23 protein-coding genes are annotated in these 26,185 nt (G+C 71.3%); 10 read left to right on the forward strand and 13 right to left on the reverse strand.

What is annotated here, in order from left to right:
• Nucleotides 1-19: 19 nt before the first annotated feature.
• Both FB559_RS29970 and FB559_RS29975 read right to left on the reverse strand, forming a co-directional pair.
• Entirely contained in the window at nucleotides 20-907 is an 888-nt protein-coding gene (locus FB559_RS29970) for an oxidoreductase (protein WP_141959867.1), read from the reverse strand.
• A 78-nt stretch (nucleotides 908-985) separates the two neighbouring features.
• Nucleotides 986-2,413, reverse strand: coding sequence for an MFS transporter (locus tag FB559_RS29975; protein WP_141959869.1), 1,428 nt, complete (start codon nucleotides 2,411-2,413; stop codon nucleotides 986-988).
• 169 nt (nucleotides 2,414-2,582) lie between these two features.
• Between FB559_RS29975 and FB559_RS29980 the strand changes: the two genes are divergently transcribed.
• The 3 genes from FB559_RS29980 (at nucleotide 2,583) to FB559_RS29990 (ending at nucleotide 5,011) form a co-directional block, all read left to right on the forward strand.
• Nucleotides 2,583-3,155 (forward strand): TetR/AcrR family transcriptional regulator, encoded by a 573-nt coding sequence (locus tag FB559_RS29980; RefSeq protein WP_141959871.1) that lies wholly within the window; start codon nucleotides 2,583-2,585, stop codon nucleotides 3,153-3,155.
• 44 nt (nucleotides 3,156-3,199) lie between these two features.
• Entirely contained in the window at nucleotides 3,200-3,841 is a 642-nt protein-coding gene (locus FB559_RS29985; RefSeq protein WP_141959873.1) for an MBL fold metallo-hydrolase, read from the forward strand.
• 102 nt (nucleotides 3,842-3,943) lie between these two features.
• Nucleotides 3,944-5,011, forward strand: coding sequence for a hypothetical protein (locus FB559_RS29990; protein ID WP_221640239.1), 1,068 nt, complete (start codon nucleotides 3,944-3,946; stop codon nucleotides 5,009-5,011).
• A gap of 12 nt (nucleotides 5,012-5,023) precedes the next feature.
• Here FB559_RS29990 and FB559_RS29995 read toward each other — a convergent pair whose 3' ends face one another.
• The 3 genes from FB559_RS29995 to FB559_RS30005 form a co-directional block, all read right to left on the reverse strand.
• Complete coding sequence (locus FB559_RS29995; protein WP_141959875.1) at nucleotides 5,024-5,404, reverse strand: hypothetical protein; 381 nt, start codon at nucleotides 5,402-5,404, stop codon at nucleotides 5,024-5,026.
• A gap of 237 nt (nucleotides 5,405-5,641) precedes the next feature.
• Nucleotides 5,642-7,129, reverse strand: coding sequence for an alpha/beta hydrolase domain-containing protein (locus FB559_RS30000; protein WP_141959877.1), 1,488 nt, complete (start codon nucleotides 7,127-7,129; stop codon nucleotides 5,642-5,644).
• Nucleotides 7,130-7,141: 12 nt separating this feature from the next.
• Nucleotides 7,142-7,912: an SDR family NAD(P)-dependent oxidoreductase gene (locus FB559_RS30005; protein WP_141959879.1), complete on the reverse strand. Its 771-nt coding sequence runs from the start codon at nucleotides 7,910-7,912 to the stop codon at nucleotides 7,142-7,144.
• A gap of 169 nt (nucleotides 7,913-8,081) precedes the next feature.
• On the opposite strand from FB559_RS30005, the gene FB559_RS30010 reads away from it, so the two are divergent.
• Genes FB559_RS30010 through FB559_RS30020 form a run of 3 tightly spaced genes read left to right on the forward strand, consistent with a single transcriptional unit; the run spans nucleotide 8,082 to nucleotide 10,487 of the window.
• Nucleotides 8,082-9,005 carry an SDR family oxidoreductase gene (locus FB559_RS30010; RefSeq protein WP_141959881.1) on the forward strand — a complete coding sequence of 308 codons (924 nt, stop codon included), beginning with the start codon at nucleotides 8,082-8,084 and terminating at the stop codon, nucleotides 9,003-9,005.
• Nucleotide 9,006: 1 nt separating this feature from the next.
• A complete protein-coding gene (locus tag FB559_RS30015) occupies nucleotides 9,007-9,852 on the forward strand; it encodes a MaoC/PaaZ C-terminal domain-containing protein (protein ID WP_141959883.1) in 846 nt (281 codons plus the stop codon).
• A gap of 5 nt (nucleotides 9,853-9,857) precedes the next feature.
• Nucleotides 9,858-10,487 (forward strand): CehA/McbA family metallohydrolase, encoded by a 630-nt coding sequence (locus FB559_RS30020; RefSeq protein WP_141959885.1) that lies wholly within the window; start codon nucleotides 9,858-9,860, stop codon nucleotides 10,485-10,487.
• An 86-nt stretch (nucleotides 10,488-10,573) separates the two neighbouring features.
• On the opposite strand, the gene FB559_RS30025 is transcribed toward FB559_RS30020, so the two are convergent.
• Both FB559_RS30025 and FB559_RS30030 read right to left on the reverse strand, forming a co-directional pair.
• Entirely contained in the window at nucleotides 10,574-11,860 is a 1,287-nt protein-coding gene (locus FB559_RS30025) for a calcium-binding protein (protein ID WP_141959887.1), read from the reverse strand.
• Between the two features lie 494 nt (nucleotides 11,861-12,354).
• Nucleotides 12,355-12,987 carry a TetR/AcrR family transcriptional regulator gene (locus FB559_RS30030; RefSeq protein WP_141959889.1) on the reverse strand — a complete coding sequence of 211 codons (633 nt, stop codon included), beginning with the start codon at nucleotides 12,985-12,987 and terminating at the stop codon, nucleotides 12,355-12,357.
• 169 nt (nucleotides 12,988-13,156) lie between these two features.
• Between FB559_RS30030 and FB559_RS30035 the strand changes: the two genes are divergently transcribed.
• The 4 genes from FB559_RS30035 to FB559_RS46880 all read left to right on the forward strand — a co-directional run bounded on the left by FB559_RS30035 (nucleotide 13,157) and on the right by FB559_RS46880 (nucleotide 17,249).
• Nucleotides 13,157-14,317 carry an acyl-CoA dehydrogenase family protein gene (locus tag FB559_RS30035; RefSeq protein WP_221640240.1) on the forward strand — a complete coding sequence of 387 codons (1,161 nt, stop codon included), beginning with the start codon at nucleotides 13,157-13,159 and terminating at the stop codon, nucleotides 14,315-14,317.
• Nucleotides 14,314-16,416 carry an acetate--CoA ligase family protein gene (locus FB559_RS30040; RefSeq protein WP_246122184.1) on the forward strand — a complete coding sequence of 701 codons (2,103 nt, stop codon included), beginning with the start codon at nucleotides 14,314-14,316 and terminating at the stop codon, nucleotides 16,414-16,416. The genes FB559_RS30035 and FB559_RS30040 overlap by 4 nt, the downstream gene beginning before the upstream one ends.
• 333 nt (nucleotides 16,417-16,749) lie before the next feature.
• Nucleotides 16,750-17,160 carry a helix-turn-helix domain-containing protein gene (locus tag FB559_RS30045; protein ID WP_141959891.1) on the forward strand — a complete coding sequence of 137 codons (411 nt, stop codon included), beginning with the start codon at nucleotides 16,750-16,752 and terminating at the stop codon, nucleotides 17,158-17,160.
• The gene (locus tag FB559_RS46880) at nucleotides 17,142-17,249 is read left to right on the forward strand and encodes a DUF397 domain-containing protein (protein WP_141959893.1); all 108 of its coding nucleotides are present in this window, start codon (nucleotides 17,142-17,144) and stop codon (nucleotides 17,247-17,249) included. Before FB559_RS30045 ends, FB559_RS46880 begins: the two co-directional genes overlap by 19 nt.
• A gap of 57 nt (nucleotides 17,250-17,306) precedes the next feature.
• Here the strand turns inward: FB559_RS46880 and FB559_RS30055 are convergent, their stop codons facing one another.
• The 6 genes from FB559_RS30055 to FB559_RS30080 all read right to left on the reverse strand — a co-directional run bounded on the left by FB559_RS30055 (nucleotide 17,307) and on the right by FB559_RS30080 (nucleotide 25,886).
• Nucleotides 17,307-19,403, reverse strand: a complete 2,097-nt coding sequence (locus tag FB559_RS30055; protein WP_221640241.1) for a DUF6351 family protein — start codon at nucleotides 19,401-19,403, stop codon at nucleotides 17,307-17,309.
• A 91-nt stretch (nucleotides 19,404-19,494) separates the two neighbouring features.
• Nucleotides 19,495-20,643 (reverse strand): thiolase C-terminal domain-containing protein, encoded by a 1,149-nt coding sequence (locus tag FB559_RS30060; RefSeq protein WP_141959895.1) that lies wholly within the window; start codon nucleotides 20,641-20,643, stop codon nucleotides 19,495-19,497.
• Entirely contained in the window at nucleotides 20,640-21,089 is a 450-nt protein-coding gene (locus FB559_RS30065) for a Zn-ribbon domain-containing OB-fold protein (RefSeq protein WP_141959898.1), read from the reverse strand. The genes FB559_RS30060 and FB559_RS30065 overlap by 4 nt, the downstream gene beginning before the upstream one ends.
• A 121-nt stretch (nucleotides 21,090-21,210) precedes the next feature.
• Nucleotides 21,211-22,599: a sugar porter family MFS transporter gene (locus FB559_RS30070; protein WP_141959900.1), complete on the reverse strand. Its 1,389-nt coding sequence runs from the start codon at nucleotides 22,597-22,599 to the stop codon at nucleotides 21,211-21,213.
• Nucleotides 22,600-22,871: 272 nt separating this feature from the next.
• Nucleotides 22,872-23,585: a haloacid dehalogenase type II gene (locus tag FB559_RS30075; RefSeq protein ID WP_141959902.1), complete on the reverse strand. Its 714-nt coding sequence runs from the start codon at nucleotides 23,583-23,585 to the stop codon at nucleotides 22,872-22,874.
• A 69-nt stretch (nucleotides 23,586-23,654) separates the two neighbouring features.
• The gene (locus tag FB559_RS30080; protein WP_246122186.1) at nucleotides 23,655-25,886 is read right to left on the reverse strand and encodes a protein kinase domain-containing protein; all 2,232 of its coding nucleotides are present in this window, start codon (nucleotides 25,884-25,886) and stop codon (nucleotides 23,655-23,657) included.
• Nucleotides 25,887-26,185 lie beyond the last annotated feature (299 nt).

Below are 26,185 nucleotides of genomic sequence, written 5' to 3' on the forward strand. Positions count from 1 at the left end.
GGGCGATGGCGGCCGAGGGTCAGGCGCGGTCGTGGGAGAGCAGGTCCGTGACCGCCGAGTCGCCGACCTCGGGAGTTCCCTCGAAGTCGGTGGAGCGGCTCACGGAGGCCCAGCGCTCGGCCTCGGCGGCCCGTGACCGGGACGCCTTCCCGGCCAGGGTGAGGGCGTCCGAGCCGAGCAGCAGCCGCAGCGGCGGCTCCTCCAGGTCGGGCAGGCCGGCGATCACCTGTGCCGCGCGTGCCGGGTCGCCCGGCTGGGCGCCGTCGGTCGCTCGCCGGAACTCATTGACCTTCCCGACGGTCTCCTCGTAGTCCGGGCCGACGGTGGCGAGCCTCATCGACGAGCCGCCCCAGTCGGTGCGGAACCCGCCGGGCTCGACGATGATCACCTTGATCCCCAAGGGCCTCACTTCGTTGTTCAGCACCTCGGAGAATCCTTCGACGGCGAACTTGGAGGTCTGGTAGGCGCCCATCCCGGGCGTACCGCCGACGCGGCCGCCTACCGAGGAGATCTGCACGATGTGGCCGGACCGCTGCGCACGCAGCACCGGGAGGGCCGCCCTGGTGACGTTCACGACGCCGAACAGGTTGGTCTCGACCTGGGCGCGGAAGTCGTCGTCGGACGTCTCCTCGATGGGCGCCGAGTCGGCGTAGCCGGCGTTGTTGACGACCACGTCCAGCGAGCCGAACCTCTCGACCGCCAGCCGCACGACGCTCTCCGCCGCCGCGGCGTCGGTGACGTCGAGGGCCACCGCGTGGATCCGGTCGCCGTACGCCTGGACGAGGTCCCCGAGCCGCTCGGGACTGCGCGCGGTGGCGACCAGGCGATCGCCGCGCTCGAGGACGGCTCGCGCCAGCTCACGGCCGATGCCGCGGGAACTCCCAGTGATCAGCCAGGTCTTCGGCATGTCTCTCCTTTCGTGCGGTGGCGGATCTCATCCACCCCGCGTCAATGTGACCTTGCGGATGGTGCCGCCGTCGACGCGTCAGCGGATCGCCACGAGCGGCTCGCCGTCCGCCGCCGGCTCGGGCTCGGCCTTCCGGCGGGCGGAGGGGACGAGCAGGGCCAGCGCGACGGTGGCCGCCGAGGTGAGGGCCAGCAGCAGGAAGCCGTGCGTGAAGCCGGACTCCTGCGGCAGGCCGTCGGGCCGTGGGTGCGCCGCGATGACGGAGCTGACGACGGCCGTGCCGATGGAGCCCCCGATGGTGCGGATGTTGGCGTTCATGCCACTGGCCACGCCGGTCTGCCCGGCCGGTACGTTCTGCACGATCAGGCTGGTCATCGAGGAGTACGCGAGGCCGAGGCCGAGCCCGAACACCGCGCCGGCGACGCCGAGCTGCCACGGCCGGTCGTGGTAAAGGGCGAACCCCGTACACGCGACGACGCTGCAGGCCGACCCCCAGACCAGTTGCGCCTTCACGCCGAAGACCGGCGCGACAGGTCCGCTGAGAGCCCCGCTCACGGCCATCGTGACCAGCATGGGCAGCATCAGCAGACCGGCGCCGGTCACGCTGGCGCCGAATCCGTACCCGGTGCCCGCCGGGGTCTGCAGGAACTCCGGCAGGAACCCGTAGACCGAGAACATGCCGGCCCCGAACAGCAGCGCCACGGCGTTGGCCGTCCACACCGCGGGCAGCCGCATCATGCGCATGTCGATCAGCGGGTTCCGCGACCGGAGCTCGACCCGGATCCACGCGGCGAGCAGGACGACGGCGAGGGCGAACAGCGTGAGCACCACCGGCGAGGTCCAGCCCCACGACGACGCCTCGCTCAGCGGGATCAGCAGCGCCACCAGCCATCCGGACAGCAGCAGCGCGGCGGACCAGTCGATGCGGCCGGGCGAGCGTACCGGAGACTCCGGGACGTACCTGCGCGCCAGGACGGCCGTGGCCGTGACGACGATCATGGGAACCCAGAACAGCCAGCGCCAGCCCAGCGACTCGACGATGGGGCCGGACAGTACGATGCCCAGCCCGCCGCCGGCCGCGATGACGGCCGACAGGAGGCCGACCGCCGAGGGCACACGCGCGGCGGGGAACTCGTCGCGGATGATCCCGAACGACACCGGGAACACCGCGCCGCCGAGCCCCTGGATCACCCGGGCGACGATCAGTACGCCGATGTTCGGGGCGAGTGCGGCGACCAGGCAGCCGAGGGCGATCGCGCCCAGGGCGACGAGCAGCGTGCGCTCTTTGCCGATCATGTCGCCGATCCGGCCCAACAGCGGGGTCGCCACCGACGCGGACAGCAGCCACGCGGTCAGGACCCAGGTCACCGTGGTCTGGCTGGTGTGCAGGTCGTGCTGGATGGTGGAGAGTACGGGGCTGACCAGTGACTGCAGCATCGAGAAGGCCGCGGCGGCGGCCGACAGCACGAGAAAGGTCAGCCGTGCGGAGGAGGTCCTGCGTGACATGAAGATCCTTCGACGGAACGACGGCGGGCTCCGGACGCTGAGGGCGTTCGCGGGCGGGCGGCCGATCGGATAAAGTTGAGGGGAGCCTCCGTAATAGCGGAGGCACACCTCCACATTAGCGGAGGCGTGCCTCCGATACAACTCGAGGACGTCAGGCGGGAGGAGCCCGGTGGCAGAGAAGGCGACCATCGCCCCAGGTGTCGCGGTACGGCGCCCGCACCGCGCCGACGCGCGGCGCAACTTCGACGCTCTGCTCGTCGCGGCGCGCGAGGCGTTCGCCCAGAACGGCACCGAGGCGTCGCTGGAGGACATCGCCCGCCGCGCGGGCGTCGGCATCGGCACGCTCTACCGCAACTTCCCGACGCGGCAGGACCTGTTCGACGCCGTCTACATCGGCGAGGTCGAGGCGCTCTGCCAGGAGGCGGAGGAGGTCGCCGGCCTCCCGGCGTGGGAGGGGTTCGTCGCCTGGCTGCGCCGCTTCGTCGCCTACGCCGCCACGAAGCGGGCGATCCACGAGGCGCTCAACCGCGATTCGGAGATGTTCCGGTCCTGCCGTGCGGCCATGTACGCGGCGGGCGAACCACTGTTCGCCCGCGCCCAGGAGGCCGGCGAGGCCCGCCGGGACGCCACCTTCGACGACGTGCTGCGCATGATCACCGGCATCACCGCCACCGGCTTCGTCGACGACGAACAGCGCGAGCGCGTACTCGGGATGGCCCTCGACGGAGTACGGGCCAAGTAGCCGAGGCCTCCCGGCGCTCCGCGCCGGCTGGGAGGATCGCGGTTGTGAAGCTGATCAAACAGGGCCATGCCTGCGTGCGCCTGCAGAAGGACGACCGGGTGATCGTGATCGATCCCGGGGTGTTCACCCCCGAGGCCGACGCGCTCGACGGGGCCGAGGCGATCCTGATCACGCACGAGCATCCCGACCATCTCGATCCCGACCGCATCCGCCGGGCGCAGGCGGCCGATCCCGGCCTGCGGGTCTTCTCCAACCGGGCGGTCGCCGAGCGGTTCCCCGATCTGAGCATCCGGCAGGTCGGGCACGAGGACCGGTTCACCGTGGCCGGGTTCGACATCCAGGTGTACGGGGACCTGCACGCCGTGGTCCACCCGGACATCCCGGTCGTCGCCAACAGCGGGTTCCTGGTCGAGGGCGAGGTGTTCCACCCGGGCGACTCGTTCACCGTCCCCGGGCAACGGGTGCCGACCCTGCTGACCCCGTGCGACGCGCCGTGGCTCAAGGCGGCGGAGATGCTCGACTACCTCAGGGAGATCGCGCCGGACCGGGCGTACTCCATTCACGACGCCTACGTCTCGGAGATCGGGATGGGCGTGGTCGACAGCTTCCTCGCGTTCGAGCGCGAGCGGGCCGGCACCGATATCCGGGTGTTCAAAGCGGGGGAGAGCGTGGAACTGCGGGCCTAGAAGAAGCCCAGGGCCGCGGGCCGCCCGGGATCGCCAGACCCGGAATGTCCCTTGTGTCACAATCTCCCCGCACTGTCCGTTGCTCGGTCACGGGAGGTCCCGATGGCGCACCCGCGCGCTGCCGTCCTGGTCGTGGCCGTGCTGCTCGCCGGCGTCGCGGGCTGCCGTACGGGCCACGGCGCCGCGTCCCGGCCGTCCGCGTCCCCGAGCAGGGTGCCCGCCGCGAGCCCGTCCGTCTCCACCGTCCCCTCGAACGCCGCGGCGAAGTCGACCGTGGGCGCGGGCGGCGGCCCGTCCATCGGCGGATGCCCGTCGTTCCCGGCCGGCAACATCTGGAACGCCGACGTCTCGCGCCTGCCGGTCAGCCCGCACTCGGGCGCGTACGTCGCGGCCATCGGCGCGGGCGCCGCGCTGCACGCGGACTTCGGGGCGGGCAGCTGGCAGGGGACGAAGATGGGGTTCTCCGTCGCGTACGTGAAGCCGGGGCAGCCGCTGGTGAAGGTGGGGTTCGACTACGCCGGCGAGAGCGACCGCGTCGGCTACCCGATCCCGCGCGACGCGCCCGTCGAGGGCGGCGCGAACGCCGATGGCGACCGCCACGTCCTCGTCGTGAACACCGGGACCTGCAAGCTGTACGAGCTTTTCGACGCCCATCCGAACCCCGGCGGTTCCTGGCACGCGGGCTCGGGCGCCGTGTTCGACCTGCGGTCGAACCACCTCCGGCCCGCCGGCTGGACGTCCGCGGACGCCGCCGGACTGCCGATCACCCCTGGTCTCGTACGCCGCGACGAGGTTCGCCGTGGCCGTATCACGCACGCACTGCGGATCACGGTTCCGCGTACCGCCGCGCGTTATGTGTGGCCGGCCCGGCATTCCGCCTCCGGCGCGGCGAGCACGTCACTGCCGCCGATGGGCCTACGGCTGCGGCTGAAGGCCGGCGTGCAGATCTCCGGGTATCCGCGCGACGCCCAGGTGATCCTGCGCGCGCTCAAAACCTACGGTGCGATCGTGGCGGACAACGGCTCGGCGTGGTACCTCAGCGGCACCAACGACTCAGGCTGGAACAACGAGGTCCTGGGCACCCTCAAGGGCATCAAGGGTGCGGACTTCGAGGCGCTCGACAGCGGCTCGCTGATGGGTGACCGCGACTCCGGCAGGGTCAGGGGCTGACGGCCGGCGTCATCAGTGGTGGTGCCACCACGGGGGCGGGCTGTTCCGGTGCCAGTGGCGGAACCGCGGGTCGCCGGAGGGCCACCAGCTCGGCAGCTGGCTCGGCTTGACGGACCCGACGGGACGGGGCGCCGCGGGCGCGCTGGGCGGCACGCCCACCATCGTGGACGCGGACGTCTTCGGTTTGCGGGGCTTTCCGCGCGGCGCGAGTGAGGGGCCGCTCGGGCTCGCGGACGCCGACGCCGTCGCGGCCGAGTCCTCCGCGGGCGGCCCGCCGGCGTGCGGCGAACGCCCTCCGCCGCCACCGAGAAGGGCCATGGTCACGCCGGCGACCACGACGACCACCAGCGCGGCGGCGGTGACCATCAGGAGGATGCCGTGGCGAAAGCGCATCTCCTCCAGTCGCGCGTGGACGGCCGCTCTCAGTGCCGATGGCCGGCCGTGACGGCCCGATCGACCGGCCGCACGGGCGGCGCGGCTCGCGGGAGGGGCACCTGCGTGATTGTGACTGGCCACCACCACAGACTAAAGGTGCGAATCACTAAAAAGATCAGCATCACCGACAACACACGTCACGCGGCATGCCACCCGGCGTCGCATCGGCGGTGCGGCGCCGGGTGGGACGGCCGGTCAGACGTGCCGGTGCCGTGCCGCGTCGGTGAACACGTGACCGTCCTCGGGGAGCAGGAATTCCTGGCCCTCGAGCCGGCGTACGTCGTCGGCCACCTGCCGCCGGTAGTCACGGTCGCCGCGGTAGAGCCCGTCGAGCTGGGCCTTGGTGAACTCGCGATGGGTGCCGTACAGGACACAGAACGAGCTCAGCGGGTTGTCCACGCTCGCGGGGGAGTTGATGCCGTCGTTCAGGCCGACGGGGACCTCGACGTCGGGCAGCCGGATGCCACCGAGAGCGATGCCGTTCGCGTCGCGTGCGAGGTTCGCGGGCGGCCCGGGATCGATGATGGCGAGCGGCTGGGCCGTACGCGGCGCGATGCCCTGGTGCACCCACTCGTCGAGCGCGTCGTACGCGGCGTGGAAGGCCGCCCACGAGGTGACCTGGCTCGGCCCCGGGTTCGTGCAGTCGACGGGCGGGACGGCCCCGTACTCCCGGGTCTGGATGCCGCCCAGGGTCGTACGGAAGTCGCTCGCGTCCGTGCCCGTGGAGTAGGCCGGGACGTGCGACGCGCCGGCGATCTCCCAGGTCCGCAGGGTCGGGCCGTCCGGGACGGTCTGGCTCGGCACGCCCGAGCCGCGGTAGATGTCGTTCTCGGTGAAGACCCTGATCGCCTTCGTGCCGACACCGTCGCGCGGCGGCAGCGAGCTGTCCGACAGCGCGAACAGGAAGCCGTCGTAGACGTGCCGCAACGGCTGCACGGTGTTGTAGTAGACGCCGAGGAAGCGGCCCGACTGGGACGCGCCGGCCGCGTAGACGCGGGAGATGCCCAGGTCGGCGAGCGGGTTCCGGCCCCCTCGGCCTTTGGCCAGTGACGCGATCTGGGAGTAGATGTCGAACGACTGGGAGTCATCGAGGACGGCGCCGTTGTCCGTCACGTCCAGTGAGCCGTAGCGCCGCGGGTTCCACTGCCACAGGCCCAGTCCGGCCGTGGCGCCGGTGGTGGCGCCGTTGACGCCGACACGCTGCACCGACGCGCCGATCCAGGTCCAGCCGTGGCGGACGAAGTAGTCGCCGCTGGTGCCCCACTCGGTGTCGATGTCATGCCCGGCGGTGACGTTCTGCCAGTCCACGACCGCGACCCCGGCCGACCTGGCGGGCCGCACCGGGCGGCGTACGACGATCCGCGTCGTGTAGGGCATCGTGCCGATCGCGGTGGCCGGCTGCTTCTGCTGGTCGGCCGTCGGGTTCGGGTCGTAGCGCGTGGCCGTGCCCGAGATGAAGAACTCCTGCTCCTCGTAGCCGGCCTTCTTCAGGTCGTACGGCGTGGAGTAGAAGACATAGTCATGGGACGGGTCGCCGGGCCTGGCGGTGGACCTGACCGGACCGGTGATCTTCGCCGGGCCGGCGGCCGGAGCGGCCGTGCCCGGCGAGGCGGATGCGGGGGACACGGCGAGTCCCGCGACGACCGCCATGGCCAGGGGAATGAGGGAAAGCCGGGGGGACATGAGGGGCTCCTGTCAGCGGCCGAGCTCGGTGAGGAGGTCCTGGGAGAGGGCGATGCGGCCGCTCAGGCCGGTGCCGCCGCACAGGGCCAGGGCGGCGTCGGCCATCACCTCGGGAGGCTCGGCGTTCGGGTCGTCCTCGGTCGTCAGATGATGGAAGAGCGTCCCGGGCGTCGGCACGACGCGGTTCGGCGCCAGCGAGTTGACCGCGACCCCGTCGCCGTACACCTCGGCGGCCAGGCCGGTCGTGAACCTCTCGAGCGCGGCCTTGCACATGCCGTACACGGTCCCGCCGGCGAGCCGGTCGTCCTCCAGCGCCGGATGACGCGAGGCGAGCGAGGAGATGTTGAGGATCCAGCCGCCCTTGCGTTCGCGCATCCCCGGCAGGACCAGCCGGGCGAGATGGAACGGCGCGGTCACCTGGACCTCGAACATCAGCGCGTAACGCCGGTCCGTGAACTCGCCGACCGGCGTGAAGTAGGTGACGGCGGCGTTGTTCACCAGGATGTCGACCGGGCCCAGGTCGCCGGTGACGTCGGCGACGAGGGACTCACGCGCCGCCGGGTCGGACAGGTCGGCGGCGTACGCCCGCGCCGTGCCGCCCTCGGCCTCGATCTGGTCGACGGTCTCGCCGATGGTGCCCGGCAGGCGCGACCGCGCGGGGTCGACGGTACGGGCCGTCACGGCGACCGTGGCCCCCTCCGCGGCGAAGCGGCGCGCGATCGCCGCGCCGATGCCCCGGCTCCCACCGGTGACGATCGCTACCTTCTCGTCGAGAATGCCCATGAAGCGGTCCTTTCGTCGAGGCCGGGGAACGTCTCCCAGGGGGTTGACAGACGTTAACCCTTCAGAGACTTTTCTAGAAGTTCATTCTAAAAAAGGGAAGTCATGAGCGAGCGGAGCGAGGGAATCGGCGAACACAGCGCTCTGGTCACTCCTCCGGCTAAGGAGACCTATGAGCGGGATCGTTGAAGGACGCGTGGTCATCGTGACCGGCGCGGCACGCGGTATCGGGCGCGGGCACGCGCTGGAGTTCGCCAAGCAGGGCGCCAAGGTGGTCGTCAACGACCTCGGCGCGGAGGTGGACGGCAGCGGCTCGTCGACCGGCCCGGCGGGGGAGGTCGTGGACCGGATCCGCGCGGACGGCGGCGAGGCGATCGCCAACGGCGACGACGTCTCCGACTTCGAGGGCGCCAAGCGGCTGATCGACTCGGCCGTCGAGACCTTCGGTGACCTGCACGTCCTCGTCAACAACGCGGGCATCCTGCGCGACCGGATGCTGGTGAACATGACCGCCGAGGAGTGGGACGACGTCATCCGCGTGCACCTGCGCGGCACGTTCGCCCCGCTGCGGCACGCCGGCGCGTACTGGCGGGCCCGCTCCAAGGCGGGCGAGCCGGTCGACGCCGCGATCATCAACACCACGTCGTCGTCGGGCATCTACGGCAACGCCGGCCAGGGCAACTACGGCGCGGCCAAGGCCGGCATCGCCGGGCTCACCGTCATCGCCGCCCGCGAGCTGGGCCGGTACGGCGTGACCGTCAACGCGGTCGCCCCGGCGGCGCTCACCCGGATGACCGAGGGGCTGGTGCGCTGGCAGCCCGGAAGCGAGCCACAGGACTTCGACCCGCACGCCGCCGACAACATCGCCCCGCTCGTCGTCTGGCTCGGCTCCGGCCAGGCCCGCGACATCACCGGCCGGGTGTTCAACGTGCGCGGCGGCGTGATCAGCGTTGCCGAGGGCTGGCGCGCCGGACCGGGCGCCGACAAGGGCGCGCGCTGGGACCCGGCGGAGCTGGGCGAGATCATCCCCGGTCTCGTCGAGAAGGCCGCGCCCAACGTCCTGCCCGACGGCCGCACTCCCGAGGACGGCAACTGACATGGCACTCGACCACGGCGCGATCGGCGTCGAGTCCGCACCCCTTGACCGCTCCTGGACCTCCAAGGACGCGCTGCTGTACGCCGTCGGCGTGGGCGCCGGGATCGACGACCCGCTCCACGAGCTGGCCTTCACCACCGAGAACACCGGCGGGGTGGCCCAGCAGGTGCTGCCGACGTACGCGGTGCTGCTCGCCCAGGTCCCCGGCGCACGGCGCATCGGCGACTTCGACCCGGCGATGCTGGTCCATGCCGAGCAGGCGTTCGAGCTGCACCGGCCGCTGCCCGCCGAGGGCACGGTACGCGCGACCTCGAAGGTCACGGGCATCTACGACAAGGGCAAGGGCGCGCTGGTCGTCACGGAGTCGACCGCGGTCGACCCGGACTCCGGCGAGCCCGTCATCACCTCGCGCGGCTCGGCGTTCATCCGCGGCGAGGGCGGGTTCGGCGGCGACCGTGGACCGCGCGACGAATGGGCGGTCCCGGACCGCAAGCCGGACCACCAGGTCACGTACGGGACGCGACCCGAGCAGGCGCTCCTCTACCGGCTCTCCGGCGACCGCAACCCGCTGCACTCCGACCCGGCCTTCGCCGCGCGCGCCGGCTTCGACCGCCCGATCCTGCACGGCCTGTGCACGTACGGCGTGACCGGCCGCGCCCTGCTGCACACGCTGGCCGGTTCCGACCCGGCGCGGTTCGCCTCGATGTCGGGCCGGTTCAGCAGCCCGGTGCTGCCGGGGGAGTCGCTGACCGTCTCGATCTGGGCCGACGGGGACACCGCGCTGTTCCGCACGACGAAGGACGACGGGACGGTCGTCATCGACCGGGGCCGGGCGACACTCCGGTGAGACGGGTGCGGGTCGACTGCCACCTGCACACCGTCCATTCCGGCGACGCCGTCACGACCGTCGAACGGCTGGCCGCACGCGTACGCGAGGAGCGCCTCGACGTCGTCTGCGTGACCGACCACCACACCCTCGCCGGCGCCCGCGAAGCGCTGGCGAGGGAGATCGGCGCCCGTGTCGTCGTCGGCGAGGAGATTCGCACCCACGCGGGCGAGATCATCGGGCTGTTCCTGACGGAGCGCGTGCCGTACGTCCTGCCGCTGGAGGAGGCGGCGGGACGGGTGCGCGCGCAGGGCGGCCTGGTGTACGCCCCGCACCCGTTCGACGCCTCGCGTACGAGCCTGGGCGCCGAGGGCCTGGAGCGCCTGCGCGCGATGGGCGCGCTTGACGTGGTCGAGGTCTTCAACGCCAAGATGGCCGAAGAGGAGGACAACCGGCGCGCGGAGCGCTTCGCGGCCGGGCACGACCTGCCGGGGGCGGCCGGCTCGGACGCCCACGACCCGTACGGCATCGGCGCCGCGTACGTGGAGATGCCCGACTTCGACGGCCCGCACGACTTCGCCGCGGCCCTGCGCGAGGGACGTGTCCACGGCGAGTTCCGCGACCACGCCGCGTATCCCGCCGGCCCGCGTACCTGAGAGACGACAGGTCCCCCACGTCCGGTTCGCGGACGCGGGGGACTCCAGAGGGGGACGCGCCGCGCGCGCCCGCCGGTGACGCCGGATCAGGGGCAGTTCCGTATGGTGTCCCCCGGGTCGGCGGTGCACGTGTCGGTGCCCGTCCCCTGGGCGCCGTCGACCACGTCGTTGCCGGAGACGCCGTCGACCGCGTTGAGGGAGTCGCTGCCGTTGCCACCGAACAGCCTGTTCGGCAGGTCGTTGCCGAAGAGGAAGTCGCCGCCCTGGCCGCCGGTGATGTTCTCGACGGTGCTGGCGACGTTGTCGCCCTCGTTGAACGCGCCGTCGTCGGCGCGGTCGTCCGGGGTCACGGCGACCGCGGTGGTTCGCAGGCTGTAGGACATCGTGTCGGTGCCCGCCTCGCCGAAGAAGACGTCGGCTCCGTCCGGGGTGGACTCGGCGATCGACTGGTCGTCGCCGTCGCTGCCGTCGATGCGGTCATCGCCCGGGCCGCCGACGATGACATCGTTGCCGGCTCCCGCGTCGATCTGGTCGTTGCCGGTGCCGCCCTGGAGGGTGTCGTTGCCGGCGTGGCCCTGGAGGATGTCGTCGCCGGCGCCTCCGTTGAGCGTGTCGGCACCCCCGACGGTGTCGTTGGGATTGTCGTCCCCGGCGAGACGGTCGTTGCCGCCGCCCCCGTTGAGGGTGTCGGTCCCCGCCTTGCCGGAGAGGGTGTCGTCGCCCGCTCCTCCGGTGATGGTGTCGTCGCCGTCACCGCCGAGGAGGCTGACGGCGTCCGTGCTCGTACCGGCGTTGATGAAGTCGTCACCCGCGCCGCCGACGAGCTGGTAGAAACCACCACCGCCGCTGTTGATCGTGTCATTGCCGTCGTTGCCGAGGATCTGCAGGCCGCCGGACGGGCTCCCGGTCAGCACGTCGCCGGCGCTGCCGCCACTGAGGGACTCCACGTCCGCGCCGATGGAATCGCCCTCGCCCGCCGCGCCGTCGTTGACCAGGCCGTCCAGGCTGACGTTCACCTGCGTCGTCCGTGCGCCGTAGTCCACCCGGTCCCGGCCGTCCCCGCCGATGATGGTGTCGGCGCCGTCGGCGGTGGCGTCGGCGACCACGAGATCGTCACCGGCGCCGCCGTTGAAGACGTCGTTGCCGGGGCCGAGGCAGACGACGTCCGCCTCACCGAGCCCGGACACGACGTCATTGCCGGCCTCGGCCGAGATCACGTCGGGAAACTGCGTGCCGGTGATGGTGTCATCGCCCGCGGTGCCGGTGATGGTGACCGCCAGGCCGCCGCAGGTGGCCGCGGCGTGGGCCGGCGAGGCCGGTGCGGCGAGCACCCCCGTCAGCAGCATCGCCGCCATCAAACAGATCTTGCGCATGGTTCTCCCCTGTGAGGGTTCGATACACCGGAGACGGTCCGTTCCCCAGGCGAGACGATCTCGCGAACCCTCTCCTTGAAGGGCGTTCCACCCCGTTCCATGCGCCCTGCGCGAGGGACGTGTCCACGGTGGGTTCCGCGACCACGCCGTGTACCCCACCCGCGTACCTGAGGAAATGACAGGTCCCCCGCATCCGGTGCTGCCGGACGCGGGGGACGGGCCACCGATGCTGTCACCGCCCGCGATGCCGGTGCCCGCTGAAGCCGCCGCGGCCGGTCAGGGCAAGGACGGGTGCGGCGAGCACACCCGCCGGCGGTATCGCCGTCATCGAACAGATCGTGCGCATGGTTCTCCCCTGTCCGGGTCCGGTACACCGGAGACGGTGCGTTCCCTAGGCGAGACGATCTCGCGGACCCTATGTCACAGGGGCGTTCCACCCCGTTCCATGCGCCCGGAGGCTCCGGCTCGTCCGGGGGTGCGAGCCGGAGCACCCGTCAGGGCTCTTCGTCCTCGACGAGGGGGTCCAGGCGGCGGATGAGGCGGATCGCCGCGGCGGCCACGGTGTCCGCCTCGGTCCTGGTCTCGCAGGCGGCGACCTCGCGGGCGGCCTCGCCGATCACGGTGGTCAGCACCGCGACGGTGACCCGGTCCACCGGATCGGTGCCGGCGCCCAGGAGCACGGCGTTCTGCCGCACCCACTCGCGGTTGCGCGTCCGGCGCATCAGCTCGAACCCCGGCGGCCCGTCACCGTCCATCAGCAGCCGTACGAGGTCGCGGCGCTGCCAGGAGCCTTCGAGGAACGCCTGCGCGCCGGCGATGAACAGCTCCAGCGGGTTGGTCTCACCCGCCTCCCTTAGCGCCGCGACCGCGGCCGAGGCGGCCTCCTCGTGCGCGTCCTGGTGGTCCTCCCAGAGCGCGAGGAAGAGCTCGGCCTTGCCACCGAAGTGGTGGTAGAGGCTCCCGACACTGGATCCGGCACGTTCGACCACGTCGGCCACGCTCGCGTCCGCGAAGCCCCGCTCGGTGAAGACCTCGCGCGCCGCCGCCAGCATCCCCCGGCGCGTCTCCGCCGTACGGCTCCACTGCCAGGCGTTCGCGCTCGGGCGCGTGTTCGTCTTGCGTGCCATCGAGATTCGCCTCCGCGCCGTCGTACCACTCAGATTACGGAACCGTATTCCAAAATCCTCCCGCAGGGGTCCGCGCCCGTCCTTGCTGCTCTTGACACGCCCAGAGGGGAGGGGCACGCTGGTTCTAGAGTCACGTTCTAGAAACTAATTCCCGTGGAGGGCCCGGCCCATGGTGGACTTTTCGCTCAGCGACGAGGAGCGGCAGATCCGCGACACCGTCCGCAGCTTCATCGGCAAAGAGGTCATCCCTCTCGAGGACGAGGTGCTGCGCAACGAGCGCGCGGGCCGGCCCGGACTCGGCGCCGACGTGATCAAAGAGCTGCAGTCGAAGGCCAGGAAGGCGGGGTTCTGGGGGATCAACACCCCCGAGGAGTACGGCGGCCTGGACGCGGGTCCTCTCATGTCGGCCATCCTCACCATCGAGACCGGGCGCACGTTCGTGCCCTTCAGCTTCGGCGGCAGCGCGGACAACATCCTCTACGCCGGCACCGACGAGCAGAAGCAGCGCTACCTCATCCCGACCATCGAGGGCGAGCGGCGGTCCTGCTTCGCCATCACCGAGCCCGGCGCGGGCTCCGACGCCCGCAACATCTCCGCCCGCGCCGTCAAGGACGCGAGCGGCGACTGGATCATCAACGGTGAGAAGACGTTCATCACCGGTGGCAACGAGGCCGACTTCGTCATGGTCTTCGCCGTCGTACCGGACGCCGGTGTCACCTGCTTCCTCGTCGACCGCGACATGGGCTGGAAGTCCGAGCCCATCCCGACCATGGGCCAGTGGGGCCCCGCGTCGCTGGTCTTCGACGACGTACGCGTGCCGAACGACAACATCCTCGGCGAGGTCGGCAAGGGCTTCGAACTCGCCATGGCCTGGATCAGGAACGGCCGCTTCATGATCCCGGCACGGGCCATCGGCGCGGCCGAGCGCCTGCTGCAGATGGCCATCGACTACGCGAACATCCGCCAGTCGATGGGCCACCTGATCGGGGAGTACCAGGCCATCCAGTGGCAGATCGCCGACTCCCAGGTGGAGATCGAGGCGACCAAGTGGCTCACCCTGTACGCGGCCTGGCGCGTACAGCAGGGCCTGGACGCCCGGCACGCCTCCTCGATCGCCAAGCTCAACGGTGCCGAGATGGCCAACAAGGTCGTGGACCGCGTCCTGCAGATCCACGGCGGCATGGGCTACACCAAGGAGCTGCCGATCGAGCGCTGGTACCGCGAGCTGCGCCTGCTGCGCATCTACGAGGGCACCGACGAGATCCAGCGCCGTACGATCGCCCGCAACCTCCTGAAGGGTCACGTGCGCCTCGGCGGGATCGGGGAGTGACCCCGGCGCCGGGGGTCCGCGCGCTGTTCAACCCGGCCTCGATCGCCATGGTCGGTGCCACGGACAAGTCGGGCTGGTCGGTGAACACGCTGGCCAACCTGGACCGGCACGGCTTCGACGGGCCGGTCTACCTGGTCAACCCGCGTACCGAGACCGTGCACGGCCGGCGGGCGTACCGGAGCCTGAGCGACCTCCCCGGGCCGGTCGACCTCGCCTATGTCATGGTGCCGACCGCCGTCGTCCTCGACGTGCTGGAGGAGGGCGCGCGGCTCGGCATCCGCAACTACGTGGTGCTGACCGCGGGCTTCGGCGAGACCGGTCCGGAGGGGCGCGAGCTGGAGGGGGAGCTGGCCGACTGCTGCCGGGCGAACGGGCTCACCGTGCTCGGCCCGAACGGCAACGGCTTCATCAACGCCGCCACCTCCGTGACCCCGTACGGCCTGCCGATCCCGCCGCCGCTGCTGTCCGGCTCGGTCGGCGTCGTGCTGCAGAGCGGCGCGCTGGCCAGCTCCGTGCTCGCCTTCAGCCAGGCACGCGGCATCGGCCTCAGCCTGCTCACCTCGATGGGCAACGAGGCCGTCGTCTCGGTCACCGACGTGATCGACCATCTCGTGGACGATCCGGCGACGAAGGTCATCGCGCTCTTCCTGGAGTCGGTCCGGCGGCCGGGAGAGTTCGCCCGTGCGGCACGCAGGGCGCTGGAGGCGGGCAAGCCGATCGTCGCGCTCAAGATCGGCCGGAGCGGGCTCGCCTCGCGTACCGCGCAGGCGCACACTGGAGCGCTCGTCGGCGACGACGCCGTCATCGACGCGGCGTTCGGCCGGCTCGGCGTCGTACGCGTGCGGTCGCTCGAAGATCTGATCATCACGGCGGGACTGCTCGCCTCGTCCGGGCCGCTGCCCGGCCCACGCCTCGGCGTGGTCACCCCGTCCGGCGGCGCCTCGGAGATCATCGCCGACCGGGCCCAGGACGAGGGGCTCGAACTGCCGCCCTTCGCCGAGGAGACCGTCGCACGGCTCACCGAGATCATGCCGGAGTTCGGCAGCGCGGCGAACCCGCTGGACGTGACCGGGTACGTCGTCGTCGACCGGACACTGCTCGGCCGCGCGCTGCGGATCGTGGCCGAGGATCCGGGCATCGACGTCGTCATGCTGCTGTCGGACCTGCCGAGGATCGAGCCGCCCGACCCCGAGCCGGTCTTCCGCCTGTACGAGACCAGCACGCGCCTCATCGGCGAGTCGCCGCGGCCGGTCGTCATCGTCGCCAACGTGCTGACGGACGTCGGCGCGTTCGCGCGCACGCTCCAGGAGCGCACCGGGTACCCGCACGTTGTCGGCGGCATCGAGCACGGGATGTCCGCCATCGGCGCCGCCGTGCGATGGTCGCGGGCGCGAGCCCAGGTGTCACCGCGGCCGGTGCCGGTGGCGCCGGTCGTGACCGGTGAAGGCACGGCCGTGACCGGTACGGGCACGTGGGCCGAGCATCTTGCGGCGGCGTTCCTCGCGGACCACGGTGTGCCGGTGGTGCCGTCCGAGCTCGTGCCGGACGAGGCGGCCGCCGTGGCCGCGGCCGACGGGTTCGGCTATCCGGTCGTGCTGAAGGCCGCCGCCGAGGGGCTGGGCCACAAGAGCGACGTCGGCGGCGTACGGCTGGGCCTCACGTCGGCCGAGGACGTACGCCGGGCGTACCGGGAGATCCGCGCGGCCGCCGGCGGGATCGGCGCGCTGGTCCAGCCGCAGCGGCACGGCGGTGTCGAACTCCTGGTCGGCATCGTGCGCGACCCGAACTGGGGCCTGGTCCTGGCGGTCGGCCTCGGCGGCGTCTGGGTGGAGGTCCTGAAGGACTCCGCCTTGCGGCTGCTGCCGGTCGGCGCCGCCGAGGTACGGGAGGCGCTCGGCGAACTGCGCGGAGCCGGACTGCTCCAGGGCGCCCGCGGCACCGAACCCGCCGACCTGGACGCGGTGGCCGAGACCGTCGCCCGCGTCTGCGCCCTGGCCGATGGCCTGGGCGACGACCTGGAGTCCCTGGAGATCAACCCGCTCCTGGTACGCGGCTCACGGATCGAGGCCCTGGACGCGCTGATCACCTGGCGCACCTGACGGTCGGCGGCCCGGCAGACCTGGACGGTCGCCCATTCCTGGGTCGCGGAGCCCGCGCGCCCCGCGCTAGGTGGTTCTCGACCCGCGCCACCGTGACGCCGCGAAGCGGTTGACCGGCCGGGGCGGCGTCATCGAGAACGCCGCGTCGACCATGCGCCTCGCCTCGTCCGGGTAGCGCCGGATCAGAACCGAGAGCTGCGACAGGTCTGCGATCCAAGAGAGTCCGGGCTCGGGTGGGGCCCCGTGACCACGTCTAGCAGGCTGCGATTCGGATGGCTGGAGTCGCCGCCCGTCGAGCTGGAGTCCGCTGGAGCCGGACATAAGGGGTCGCGTATGGAAGAGCCGCCGAACACGCCACAGGCGATCTGGGGGCGCGAGCTGAAGCACTACCGGAACCGCGCCGGGCTCACGCAGGCAGAGTTGGCGGCACGCCTCTACTGCTCGGACTCGCTCATCAGCTCAATAGAGACCGGGCAGGTCCCGGCGATGCCTGACTTCGCCGAGGCGGCCGATCGGGAACTCAGCACCGATGGCGTGTTGGTCCGTACGCTCGACTTTCGGAAGAACGAGCCCGCCTACCCGACGTGGTTCACGGCCCTAGGCGGGGTGGTCAGCACGCGCACGGACGACATCGCCACGGTCACTGCGTCTTGGGAGTCGATCAGTCGCGCGGCCCTACCTGAGGACATGTCCCGAGGCTTGATCCTCAAGACAGCAGAGGAGCTATGGGAACACCACAGCTAGACGACCTCGAATGGCGCAAGGCGAGTCCGAGCAACGACACAGGCTCGGCTTGCGTCGAGATCGCGGTCCTCGACTCGGACCGCGACTGACAGAGCCCGATCCGACGGGTGGCCCGCACCGCAGCCGGTGAGGGCCACCCCGGGGACCTACTTGTAGCTCAGCCAGGTGCCGATCGGCCTGCGCTGACCGACGGCGGGGCGGTTGTAGTCACAGACACCCGTGCGGAACGTCGACCGCAGCTGCTTCTGCTCCTCGGCCGTGAACGTGACCGGGTAGTCGCGGAAGTTCAGCGGCTTCAGCGCGCACTTCATGGCGTCCATCGACAGGCTCTCCCCGGCCGCCATGCGGGTGTTGGCGGCCACGGGGTACTTCGCCCCGCACTGCCCGCCGGCCGGGTAGGTGAGGGGTTCGCGAATGCGCTCGGTCGCCGACAGGTAGCAGCCGTCGCCCAGGTCGGACGGGCGGTCGGCGACGACCTTGTGCCGCAGGTCGCGGCCCGAGTGGTCGGCGTCGATCGCGGTCAGCCAGCGTTCCATGGCGCCGAACTCGTACACCGCCGCGGCGGTCGCCTCGGCGGTGGTCGGGTCGCTCTCGATGATGACCTGGTTGGCCGCGGTGCCGCTCGCGTGCAGCAGCCGCTGCCGCATCACGAACGACCACTCCGTCGTGTGGATGTCGTTGCCCGGCCCGGCGAAGTCCAGGTCCGTGCGCTGGTCGATGATCGGGGTCTGCCGCAGGCCCTGCGACGCCGCGTTGACGAGGTCGTCGGCGTACACCGTGTTCAGTGCCTTCGGGTCCGCGGCGAGGCGCTGTGCCACCGGCTTACCGGTGTAGTCCAGGCCGCCGATGGCGGTGTTGAGCGCGGTGAACTCGGCCGGTGTGATCGCCTTCGCCTTCAGCGCCGCCAGTCCGTACTGGACGCCGACGTTGTCCAGCGGGCTGCGGACGAACCCGGTACGCGGGTCGCGGCCGAGCTGGTTGACGAACTGCTCGTTGGAGTTGCACTTGACGCCGCCCGGGTTGGTGACCGGGTCCCAGCGCGCGGACACCGGGATCGCCGCGTTGCAGCTGTCCGTGGCCGTGGACCGGCTGGCGAAGGTCTGGTCCCAGGACACGCAGGTCGTGTAGTCGTTGAACCCGGCGATGGCCTTCTTCTGCGCGTCGGTGAACGCGGTGCCGGGACCGGCGAAGAAACGGTCCAGCAGCCGGCAGTCCGAGACCGGGCCGGCCGTGCTCAGCGGGTCGGGGAAGGACACGCCGGGGATGATGCCGTCCACGATGCCCGGGTAGTTCTCGGCGATGTCGTACTGCTGGATGGCACCGCCGGAGCCGCCCCAGCCGATCGTGTGGGCGACCGGGCCGTACGTCTCGACGAAGTGCTCCTTGACCATCATCGCCGCCTCGGCCGAGATGATCGGGCTGCAGTTGTTGTCCAGCACGTTGAGGGTGGAGGAGGCGACCGCGTAGCCCTGACCCAGGAACAGGTCGTTCAGCACGCCGCCGGTCCCGCTGCCCTGGTGGTAGCCGGCGTTGCAGCCTCCGCCGAAGGTGTAGACGAGCCGGTCGTTCCAGCTCCTGTCCGGGGCGACCGGGGAGGGCGCGGCGCCGTCGTACAGGGCCGCGATCTCATAGACCGCGCGGTCGATCGTGCCGCGCTCGACCCGCACGATGTAGGGCACCTTGGCGCCGTTCACCGTCGCGGTGGCCAGGTCCGCGGGGCGGCTGGACGGGTCGGCCAGCGGCGCGTACGCGCCCGCCGTCGTGCGGTACTGGTAGCTCACCTGGGTGGGCGCGGAGCAGAACGGCTGCGACGCCGCCGGCAGCCCGAACGCCTGGGTCTCGCAGTAGAACGGAAGCTGCTGGCGGCCGGAGAGCACCGGCCCGGTGATGGGGTGGTTCGTGACGCGCAGGGAGGCGTGGTCGCCGGACTGGCGGGCCTCCAGCGTGTTGGCGCCCTCCCGCAGGCCGCCCACCACCCCGAGGAGGCTGCCGTCGGACTGCCGGCGCAGGCCCGAGGTCACGTCGTGCCCGTTCGCGCTGACGGTCGTCGGCCGCGAGCCCGCCGGGACGACGCGGATCAGCACCTGGCCGCCGCTGACGAACTGCGGCCGGGGGTTCGAGACGGACTCGATGGTCAACCGCGAATGCGATGCCGACCCGTACGCCGCCGTCGCCGGCAGCAGGGGCACCGCCGTCGCCAGTGCGATACAGGCGATGGCCGAACGCCATCTTCGATCTGCCACTAGCCGCTCCGCTCACTCATGGCACCGCGCCCGCGGTGCCGGAACCGGTAACACCGCCCGCGGAGGCTGCGGGCGGGCGTCTACCCCCGGATCAGGACCGCCGGTTGCCGAGGACCAGAGTGGCGGCCGACATGAACATCCCGCCGTTGCCGAGCACCACGCCGACCTCGACGTCCGGCACCTGCGCGGCCGCCTCGCCGCGCAGCTGGCGGATCGACTCCTGCATCGCGAACATGCCGTACATGCCGGTGTGGGTGTATGACAGGCCGCCGCCGTTGGTGTTCATCGGCAGCCGTCCGCCCGGCGAGGTGTGGCCCTCCTCGATGAACGCGCCGGCCTCGCCGCGCCCGACGAAGCCCATGTCCTCCAGCCCGTAGATGGGGACGTGGGCGAACGCGTCGTAGATCATCAGGTGGTCGACGTCGGCATGGGTGATCTTTGCGTCGGCGAACGCGGCCTGGCTGGAGAGCCGGAACGACCGCGACGTGGTGAAGTCCTCCATCTGCGAGATGATGGGAGACTCCGCCGACTCGCCGGATCCCAGCACGTACACCGGTGGCTTGCGGGTGCCGAGTGCCTCGGCACGCTCGCGCGAGGTCACGACCAGCGCCCCGCCGCCGTCGGTGACCAGGCAGCATTCGAGCAGGTGGAACGGATAGGCGACGAGCCGCGAGGCGAGCACGTCCTCGACCGTGACCAGGTCGCGCATTGCCGCGCGTGGGTTGCGGCTGGACCATCTGCGCTGGGCGACCGCCACCGAGGCGAGCTGCTCGTGGGTGAGGCCGGTCTCCTTCATGTACCGCAGTGCCGTGACCGTGAACGTGGTCGCCGGACCCATGGTCCCGTACGGCAGCTCGAACTGGCCCGGCAGAGAGTCCCGTCCGAACGCGCGCGGCGGAGCGCCGACCCGCGACCGGCCCGACTCGCCGTGCGTGATCAGCACCGTGTGGCACAGCCCGGCCCTGATCGCCGCCAGCGCGTGCCGTACGTGGAACAGGAAGGACGTGCCGCCGACCGACGTGCCGTCCAGCCAGGCCGGGGTGATGCCGAGGGCGTGCGCGACCTGTACCGGGCCGGGCGTGCCGACCGTCGCGACCCCGTCGACGTCGTCCTTGGTCAGGCCCGCGTCGGCGAGCGCGTTGCATGCGCCCTCCAGGTGGAGCTCGAACACCGAACGGTCCGGCAGCCGCCCGATCTCGTCGGTCTCGGCCGCGCCGACGATGACGATGTCCGTGCTCATCGCTCGCCCCCAGTGGCCGGCGCGGCGGCCGGCGCGAAGAGCGGCACGTGGACGTCGCCGCGCGGCTCGAAGACCACGCGTAGCGGCATGTCCAGCTCGAGGTTCTCCGGCGTGATCTCGATGCCTACGATGTTCGTCATCATCCGTACGCCCTCTTCGAGCTCGACCACGGCGATCGCGTACGGGCCGTCCTCCGCGAAGCCCGGCGCGGGGCGGTGGCTGATGACGTAGGAGTAGAGGGTGGCCCGCCCGCTGACCGTGACCCACTCGACGTCGGAGGTGCCGCAGTGCGGGCAGACCGGACGCGGATAGAAGTAGTGCCGCAGGCAGGCGAGGCAGCGCTGGACGCGCAGCTCTCCGGCGGCGGCGCCGTCCCAGAACGGCCGCGTCTCGGGGGTCGGCTTCGGAATGGCCTTGGGGACCGCCGCGGGCTGGTCGGTGGGCATCGTCGCCCCTTCTGTGGAGCTTTGGCACCCCCTTGGATGCGACGAGCATTCTAGAATGGTTTTCTAAAAGTGTGCCAGCCCCGAGGCACGTCCGGTTCGGACACACCCCGGGGCGGCCGGGTCAGGCGGTCTGCTCCCGGGTGTTCGTCCCGGACGCCGGGGCGCCCAGGTCGCGTTCGATCTCCTCCAGCGTGCGGTTCTTCGTCTCCGGCACCTTGGTGAGGAAGAAGACGATGCCCACGACGCCCATCACGGCGTACAGGCTGAACGTCCACGCCTTGCCGATGCCGTCGACGAGCTGCAGGAAGTAGTACGACACGAAGAAGTTGGCGCCCCAGTTGAACACGCTGCACACGGCCATCGCCGAGCCACGGACGCCCAGCGGGAAGATCTCGGAGATCATCAGCCAGAACCCCGGGCCGAGCCCGATGGCGAAGGACGCGATGAACAGCACCAGCGCGACCAGCGCCACCCAGGGCGCCGAGTCCTTCCAGTCGAAGGCGAAGAACGCGGCGAGCGTCAGGAGCGCGACGGTGAGCCCGATGGTGCCGGCGATGAGCAGCGCGCGGCGGCCGACCAGGTCCAGGAGCAGCACGGCGATGATCGTGAACACGACGTTGGTGATGCCGACCGACAGCGCCTGCGCGATCGCGTCGTTGGCGTGCAGGCCGGTGTAGGTGAGGATCGTCGGTGAGAAGTACACGACGGTGTTCACCCCGACCACCTGCTGGATGACGGCCAGGCCGATCCCGATGACGAGCATCGGCCGCAGGGAGGGCCGGAGCAGCGCCCGCAGTCCCGAGCTCCGCTCCTCCGCCAGCACCGACTCGATCTCGGAGAGTTCCTCCTCGACGTCCTCGCCCCTGCGCGTACGCCGCAGCACCTCGCGCGCCTCGTCACGGCGGCCCTTCTGCATCAGCCAGCGCGGCGAGTAGGGCACGAAGAGCATGCCGATCACCAGGAACACGCCCGGCAGGGCGCCGATGCCGAGCATCCAGCGCCAGTTCGAGCCGACGTTGCGGAGCGCGAAGTCGATGAGGTACGCGACGAGGATGCCCACCGTCACCATCAGCTGGTTGTACGAGACGGTGCCGCCGCGGATCTTCGGCGGCGTGTGCTCGGCGATGTAGAGCGGCACCACCGCCGAGGCCGCGCCGACGGCCAGGCCCAGGACCATCCGTGCCGCGACCAGCTGGCCCGACGACTGGGCGAACGCCGCCGCGAGGGCCGCCGCGACGTACACGATGCCGGAGATCAGCAGCGTCCATCTCCTGCTGATCAGGTCCGCCAGGCGCCCTCCGGCGAGCGCGCCGACGACGGCGCCGACGAGCAGCCCGGCGACGATCCAGGACTGGGCGAGATCACCCGCGTGCAGGTCCTTCTTGATGTAGAGCAGAGCACCGGAGATGACACCGGTGTCGTAGCCGAACAGCAGCCCGCCGAGGGCGGCCAGGAGGGAGATCTTCAACACGAAGGGGTTGCGCGAGGCCTCGCGCAGGTAACTCGGCATGCCGTGTGCTCCTCTCGACGACGTCGGGGCTCGATGCCGTCTGTGACACGGCCGTCGCGAGCCGCGATGTCCGCGTCGAACAACGCGCCTACCCGCTTTGGGGCCCTTCATGTACGGCCCCGGCGTACCGCGCATAAGCCACGAACGACGCGCGCCCCCGTGCCGCAGGGGGCCGTTGCGCCGGGCCGGTCAAGAGGCGTGAGGGCCGGGGGAGCGGGCGTGGTGGATCTCCCGCGCGGCGGGCGAACGAGCGGCGGTCAGGCAATGAGGGTCTAGCGCCAGATCCTGATGAGCTCCGAGGCCAAGGCCGGGAGGTCCGGTGCGACGATGTTGGGCTGCGGCAGGGAGCGGACCGGCAGCGGGGCGTTGCCGGGCCGGGTGACCAGTCCCGCGGTGTAGCCGTTGCTCTGGGCCCCCACCGTGTCCCACACGTGTGCCGCGACCATGAAGCACGAGAACGCCGGTACGCCCAGGTCCTGGGCCACCATGTGGTAGACCTGCGGCGCGGGCTTGTAGGCGCGGACGGTGTCGATGGTGAACTGCCGCTCGAAGAAGGACGCGATACCCGCATGCTCCAGCGGGCTCTTGCCCTTCGGGTTGGGCGGGGAGTTCGTCAGCGTCACCAGGCGGAAGCCCGCGTCCTTCAGCTGCCGCAGGCCCGGCTCGACGTCGGGATGCGCGGGCATCGTCAGCATTCCCGTCCTGAGCTCCTCGACGTCGGACGGCTTGACCTCCACTCCGTGGATGTCGCCGACCATCTGGAGCAGCCCCTGGCCCAGGGTGAAGTACTCCTCGTAGAGGCCGGACAGAGTGATCGTCATGGAGTACATGATCAGGTGGCCCAGCCACTCGCGCAGCACGCGCCTGTCGCCGAAGACCCTCTCGAACAGGGGCCCCAGCGACTCGAAATCGATCAGCGTCTCGTTGACGTCGAATACGAGCACCGAAGGTTCTTCGCCGATCCACTGCGCCTTGTCGTCGGCCATGTCCCTGTCACTCCAGTCCCCCGGACACCAGATCTTCTGGATCTACCCTGGCGTCCGTACCGGCACCCCTCAGGACCAGTCAGGATGTGCCATGTTCCCCTGCGAGGGAGAGATCCGCTGTTCGTGCCGGTCCGAGACACGTATCGCCCAGATGCTCGGGAGCGCCGTGGCGCCGCGGGCGACCGCGATCCAGGTGCCGTCCGGTGACCAGGTGGCGTCCATGTCGCGGGTGCTGTCGGAGGTCAGCTGACGCGCCGTGCCCTTGCCGTCGGCGGTGGTGATCCAGATGTGCCGGGTGTCCTTGGTGGGCTGGTCGGTGTAGGCCATCTGCTTGCAGTCGGGGGAGAAGGACGGGTCGTTGACGTCGTGGTCCACGTGCGTCACCTGGACACGGCCCTTGCCGGGCGTGGCCGCGTCGACCGTGAAGATCGTCTGGAGGCCGCCGGTCCTCCTGCTCCAGAACGCCACCCGGCTCCCGCACCAGGCGGGGTCGTCCTTGAACGCATCGTCGGTCGTGAGCCGCAGCGTCGAATGCGGGGCGGCGACGTCGACCACGTCGATCTGGCGTCCCGTGCCGGCCTTGGCGACGAACGCGATCTTCTTCCCGTCCGGTGACCAGGCGACCCGGCTCCGGCCGGACATCTGGTTGGTCACCATGGCGGCCCCGGAACCGTCGGCGTTCATGACCCACAGCTCGTTGACGGCGAGGCCGGTGGACCGGGTGAAGGCGATCTTCTTTCTGTCCGGTGACCACCGGGGCAGGATGTCGCAGGTGTCATTCCTCGCGAGTACGTAGCTCGCCTTGGCCGTCGTGGGGACCAGCTTCCCGATGCTGCCGTAGCACTTGTCCGGCCAGCCGGGCTGCCGGTCGATGCGCACCACCAGCGGGTCGTCCGGCAGGGGAGCCGGGCCCGCCGCCGTCGTGGTCCCGCTCGGCTTCTTGTCGTCCGGGCGGAAGGCCAGCCAGCCGGTCACCGCGCCGGCCGCGAGGACGACCACCACCGCACCGGCCAGCACCGCCCGGCGTCCGCCTCGGCCCTGACCCGGCCGGCCGGAGGGCTCGGGAGGCCGTCCCGTGGGCGGACGCGTGCCGGGGCCGGACGGCCGGGTCGGTGACTCGAGCGGAGAACCCGCCGCCACGGTCGCGGGAGCCGAGCCGAACGCCCCGGCGCCACGAGGGACCGGCCCGCCGCCGTACGCGGTCGGGGGCCCGGCGTCATGAGAGGTGGGCGGCCGGTCGCCGTACGCCGTCGGAGGCCCGGACTCGAGGGGGGTGCCGTACGCCGTCGGAGGCCCGGAACCGCGCGCCGCGTCCGGCGGTGAGCCCGCCGGAGGACCGGCAGGGGGAGGACCGGCGGGCGAGGGCGCCTCCCGCGTCGACTCGCCCATCACGCGCGTGGCACCGCGCGGCGCCAGCGGGACCGGCGACTGCCACGCGGTCAGCGTGCCCAGTACCGCCGCCTCGCTGCTCTCACCGCCGACCATCGTCAGCAGCAGGTCCCTGGCGGTGGGACGGTTGCGCGGTTCCTTGTCCAGCGCGGCCCGCACCAGCCGGTCCAGCGGGCTGGGCAGCTCTCCCACCTGGGGGTCGCCGTGCAGCAGCCGGGCCGACATCACCGAGAAGTCGCCCGTGCCGAAGGGGTTGATCCCGTTCTGGGCGAACGCGACGAGGCAGCCCCAGGAGAAGATGTCGGCCGCCGTCGTCACCTGCTGCTGCAGGATCCGCTCGGGCGCCATCCAGCCGGGGCTGCCGACGAGCTGGCCGGTCATCGTGAGACCGGACGCGACGTCCAGCGCACGTGCGATGCCGAAGTCGATGACGCGGGGCCCGGAGTAGGACAGCATCACGTTCGCGGGCTTGAGATCACGGTGGATCAGCCCCGCGGCGTGGATGGCGACCAGGGCGGCGGCCACGCCGACCGCCACGCCCTGGAGCATGCCGGGCGACAGCTCGCCGTGCTCCTTGACGTAGTCCTTCAGCGAGACGCCGTCGATGTATTCGGTCACCATGTAGGCGCGATCGGCGGACTCGCCGTGGTCGAGCACCTGCGCGGTGCAGAACGACGCCACCCGCTGGGCGTTGGTCACCTCTTCACGGAAGCGCGCCACGAATCCCGGGTCGTGGGCGAGCTCCGGGCGTACGACCTTGATCGCGACCTGGCGGCCGTCGGGGCCGCGCCCGAGATAGACGGCCCCCATGCCGCCCTCGCCGATCCGCCCCAGGATCGTGTAGGACCCGACTCTCTCGGGGTCGTCGGGCCGGAGCGGCCGCCCTGTACCCGTACGTCGCTGACTCTCCACCCGAAGCCCCGCCCTCTTCACGCTGGCTTATGACCGTACCTCGCAAAGCACCCGCCCAACATGCCGGAAATCCCGGAACCGCCTTGTTGGGCCGGTACCTTTTCGACGCTCGGAGCAGGCCGAATGATCGGGTGACTTTCGCCGAGCCGAACGGCGGGCACGCCCTGACATCTCCTTCGGGGCAGGGTCAACGCGCGATGGGGGCGCGGAGCTGCGGTTCCACGCGTCAGGGGCGGGCGCCGGTCAGGCCGGGACGCGGTGTACGCCGCGTCTTCACCGTCCTCGGCCGCGGTTTCGGG

The sequence above is a fragment of the Actinoallomurus bryophytorum genome (genome assembly GCF_006716425.1).
In the GTDB taxonomy this organism is placed as follows: Bacteria; Actinomycetota; Actinomycetes; order Streptosporangiales; family Streptosporangiaceae; genus Actinoallomurus; species Actinoallomurus bryophytorum.

Bases quoted from the DNA above. Each gene is read 5' to 3' on its own strand.
- FB559_RS29970 (WP_141959867.1), bottom strand. From the start codon at position 907: ATGCCGAAGACCTGGCTGATCACTGGGAGTTCCCGCGGCATCGGCCGT.
- FB559_RS29975 (WP_141959869.1), bottom strand. From the start codon at position 2,413: ATGTCACGCAGGACCTCCTCCGCACGGCTGACCTTTCTCGTGCTGTCG.
- FB559_RS29990 (WP_221640239.1), top strand. From the start codon at position 3,944: ATGGCGCACCCGCGCGCTGCCGTCCTGGTCGTGGCCGTGCTGCTCGCC.
- FB559_RS29995 (WP_141959875.1), bottom strand. From the start codon at position 5,404: ATGCGCTTTCGCCACGGCATCCTCCTGATGGTCACCGCCGCCGCGCTG.
- FB559_RS30000 (WP_141959877.1), bottom strand. From the start codon at position 7,129: ATGTCCCCCCGGCTTTCCCTCATTCCCCTGGCCATGGCGGTCGTCGCG.
- FB559_RS30005 (WP_141959879.1), bottom strand. From the start codon at position 7,912: ATGGGCATTCTCGACGAGAAGGTAGCGATCGTCACCGGTGGGAGCCGG.
- FB559_RS30010 (WP_141959881.1), top strand. From the start codon at position 8,082: ATGAGCGGGATCGTTGAAGGACGCGTGGTCATCGTGACCGGCGCGGCA.
- FB559_RS30015 (WP_141959883.1), top strand. From the start codon at position 9,007: ATGGCACTCGACCACGGCGCGATCGGCGTCGAGTCCGCACCCCTTGAC.
- FB559_RS30025 (WP_141959887.1), bottom strand. From the start codon at position 11,860: ATGCGCAAGATCTGTTTGATGGCGGCGATGCTGCTGACGGGGGTGCTC.
- FB559_RS30030 (WP_141959889.1), bottom strand. From the start codon at position 12,987: ATGGCACGCAAGACGAACACGCGCCCGAGCGCGAACGCCTGGCAGTGG.
- FB559_RS30035 (WP_221640240.1), top strand. From the start codon at position 13,157: ATGGTGGACTTTTCGCTCAGCGACGAGGAGCGGCAGATCCGCGACACC.
- FB559_RS30045 (WP_141959891.1), top strand. From the start codon at position 16,750: ATGGAAGAGCCGCCGAACACGCCACAGGCGATCTGGGGGCGCGAGCTG.
- FB559_RS46880 (WP_141959893.1), top strand. From the start codon at position 17,142: ATGGGAACACCACAGCTAGACGACCTCGAATGGCGCAAGGCGAGTCCG.
- FB559_RS30060 (WP_141959895.1), bottom strand. From the start codon at position 20,643: ATGAGCACGGACATCGTCATCGTCGGCGCGGCCGAGACCGACGAGATC.
- FB559_RS30065 (WP_141959898.1), bottom strand. From the start codon at position 21,089: ATGCCCACCGACCAGCCCGCGGCGGTCCCCAAGGCCATTCCGAAGCCG.
- FB559_RS30070 (WP_141959900.1), bottom strand. From the start codon at position 22,599: ATGCCGAGTTACCTGCGCGAGGCCTCGCGCAACCCCTTCGTGTTGAAG.
- FB559_RS30075 (WP_141959902.1), bottom strand. From the start codon at position 23,585: ATGGCCGACGACAAGGCGCAGTGGATCGGCGAAGAACCTTCGGTGCTC.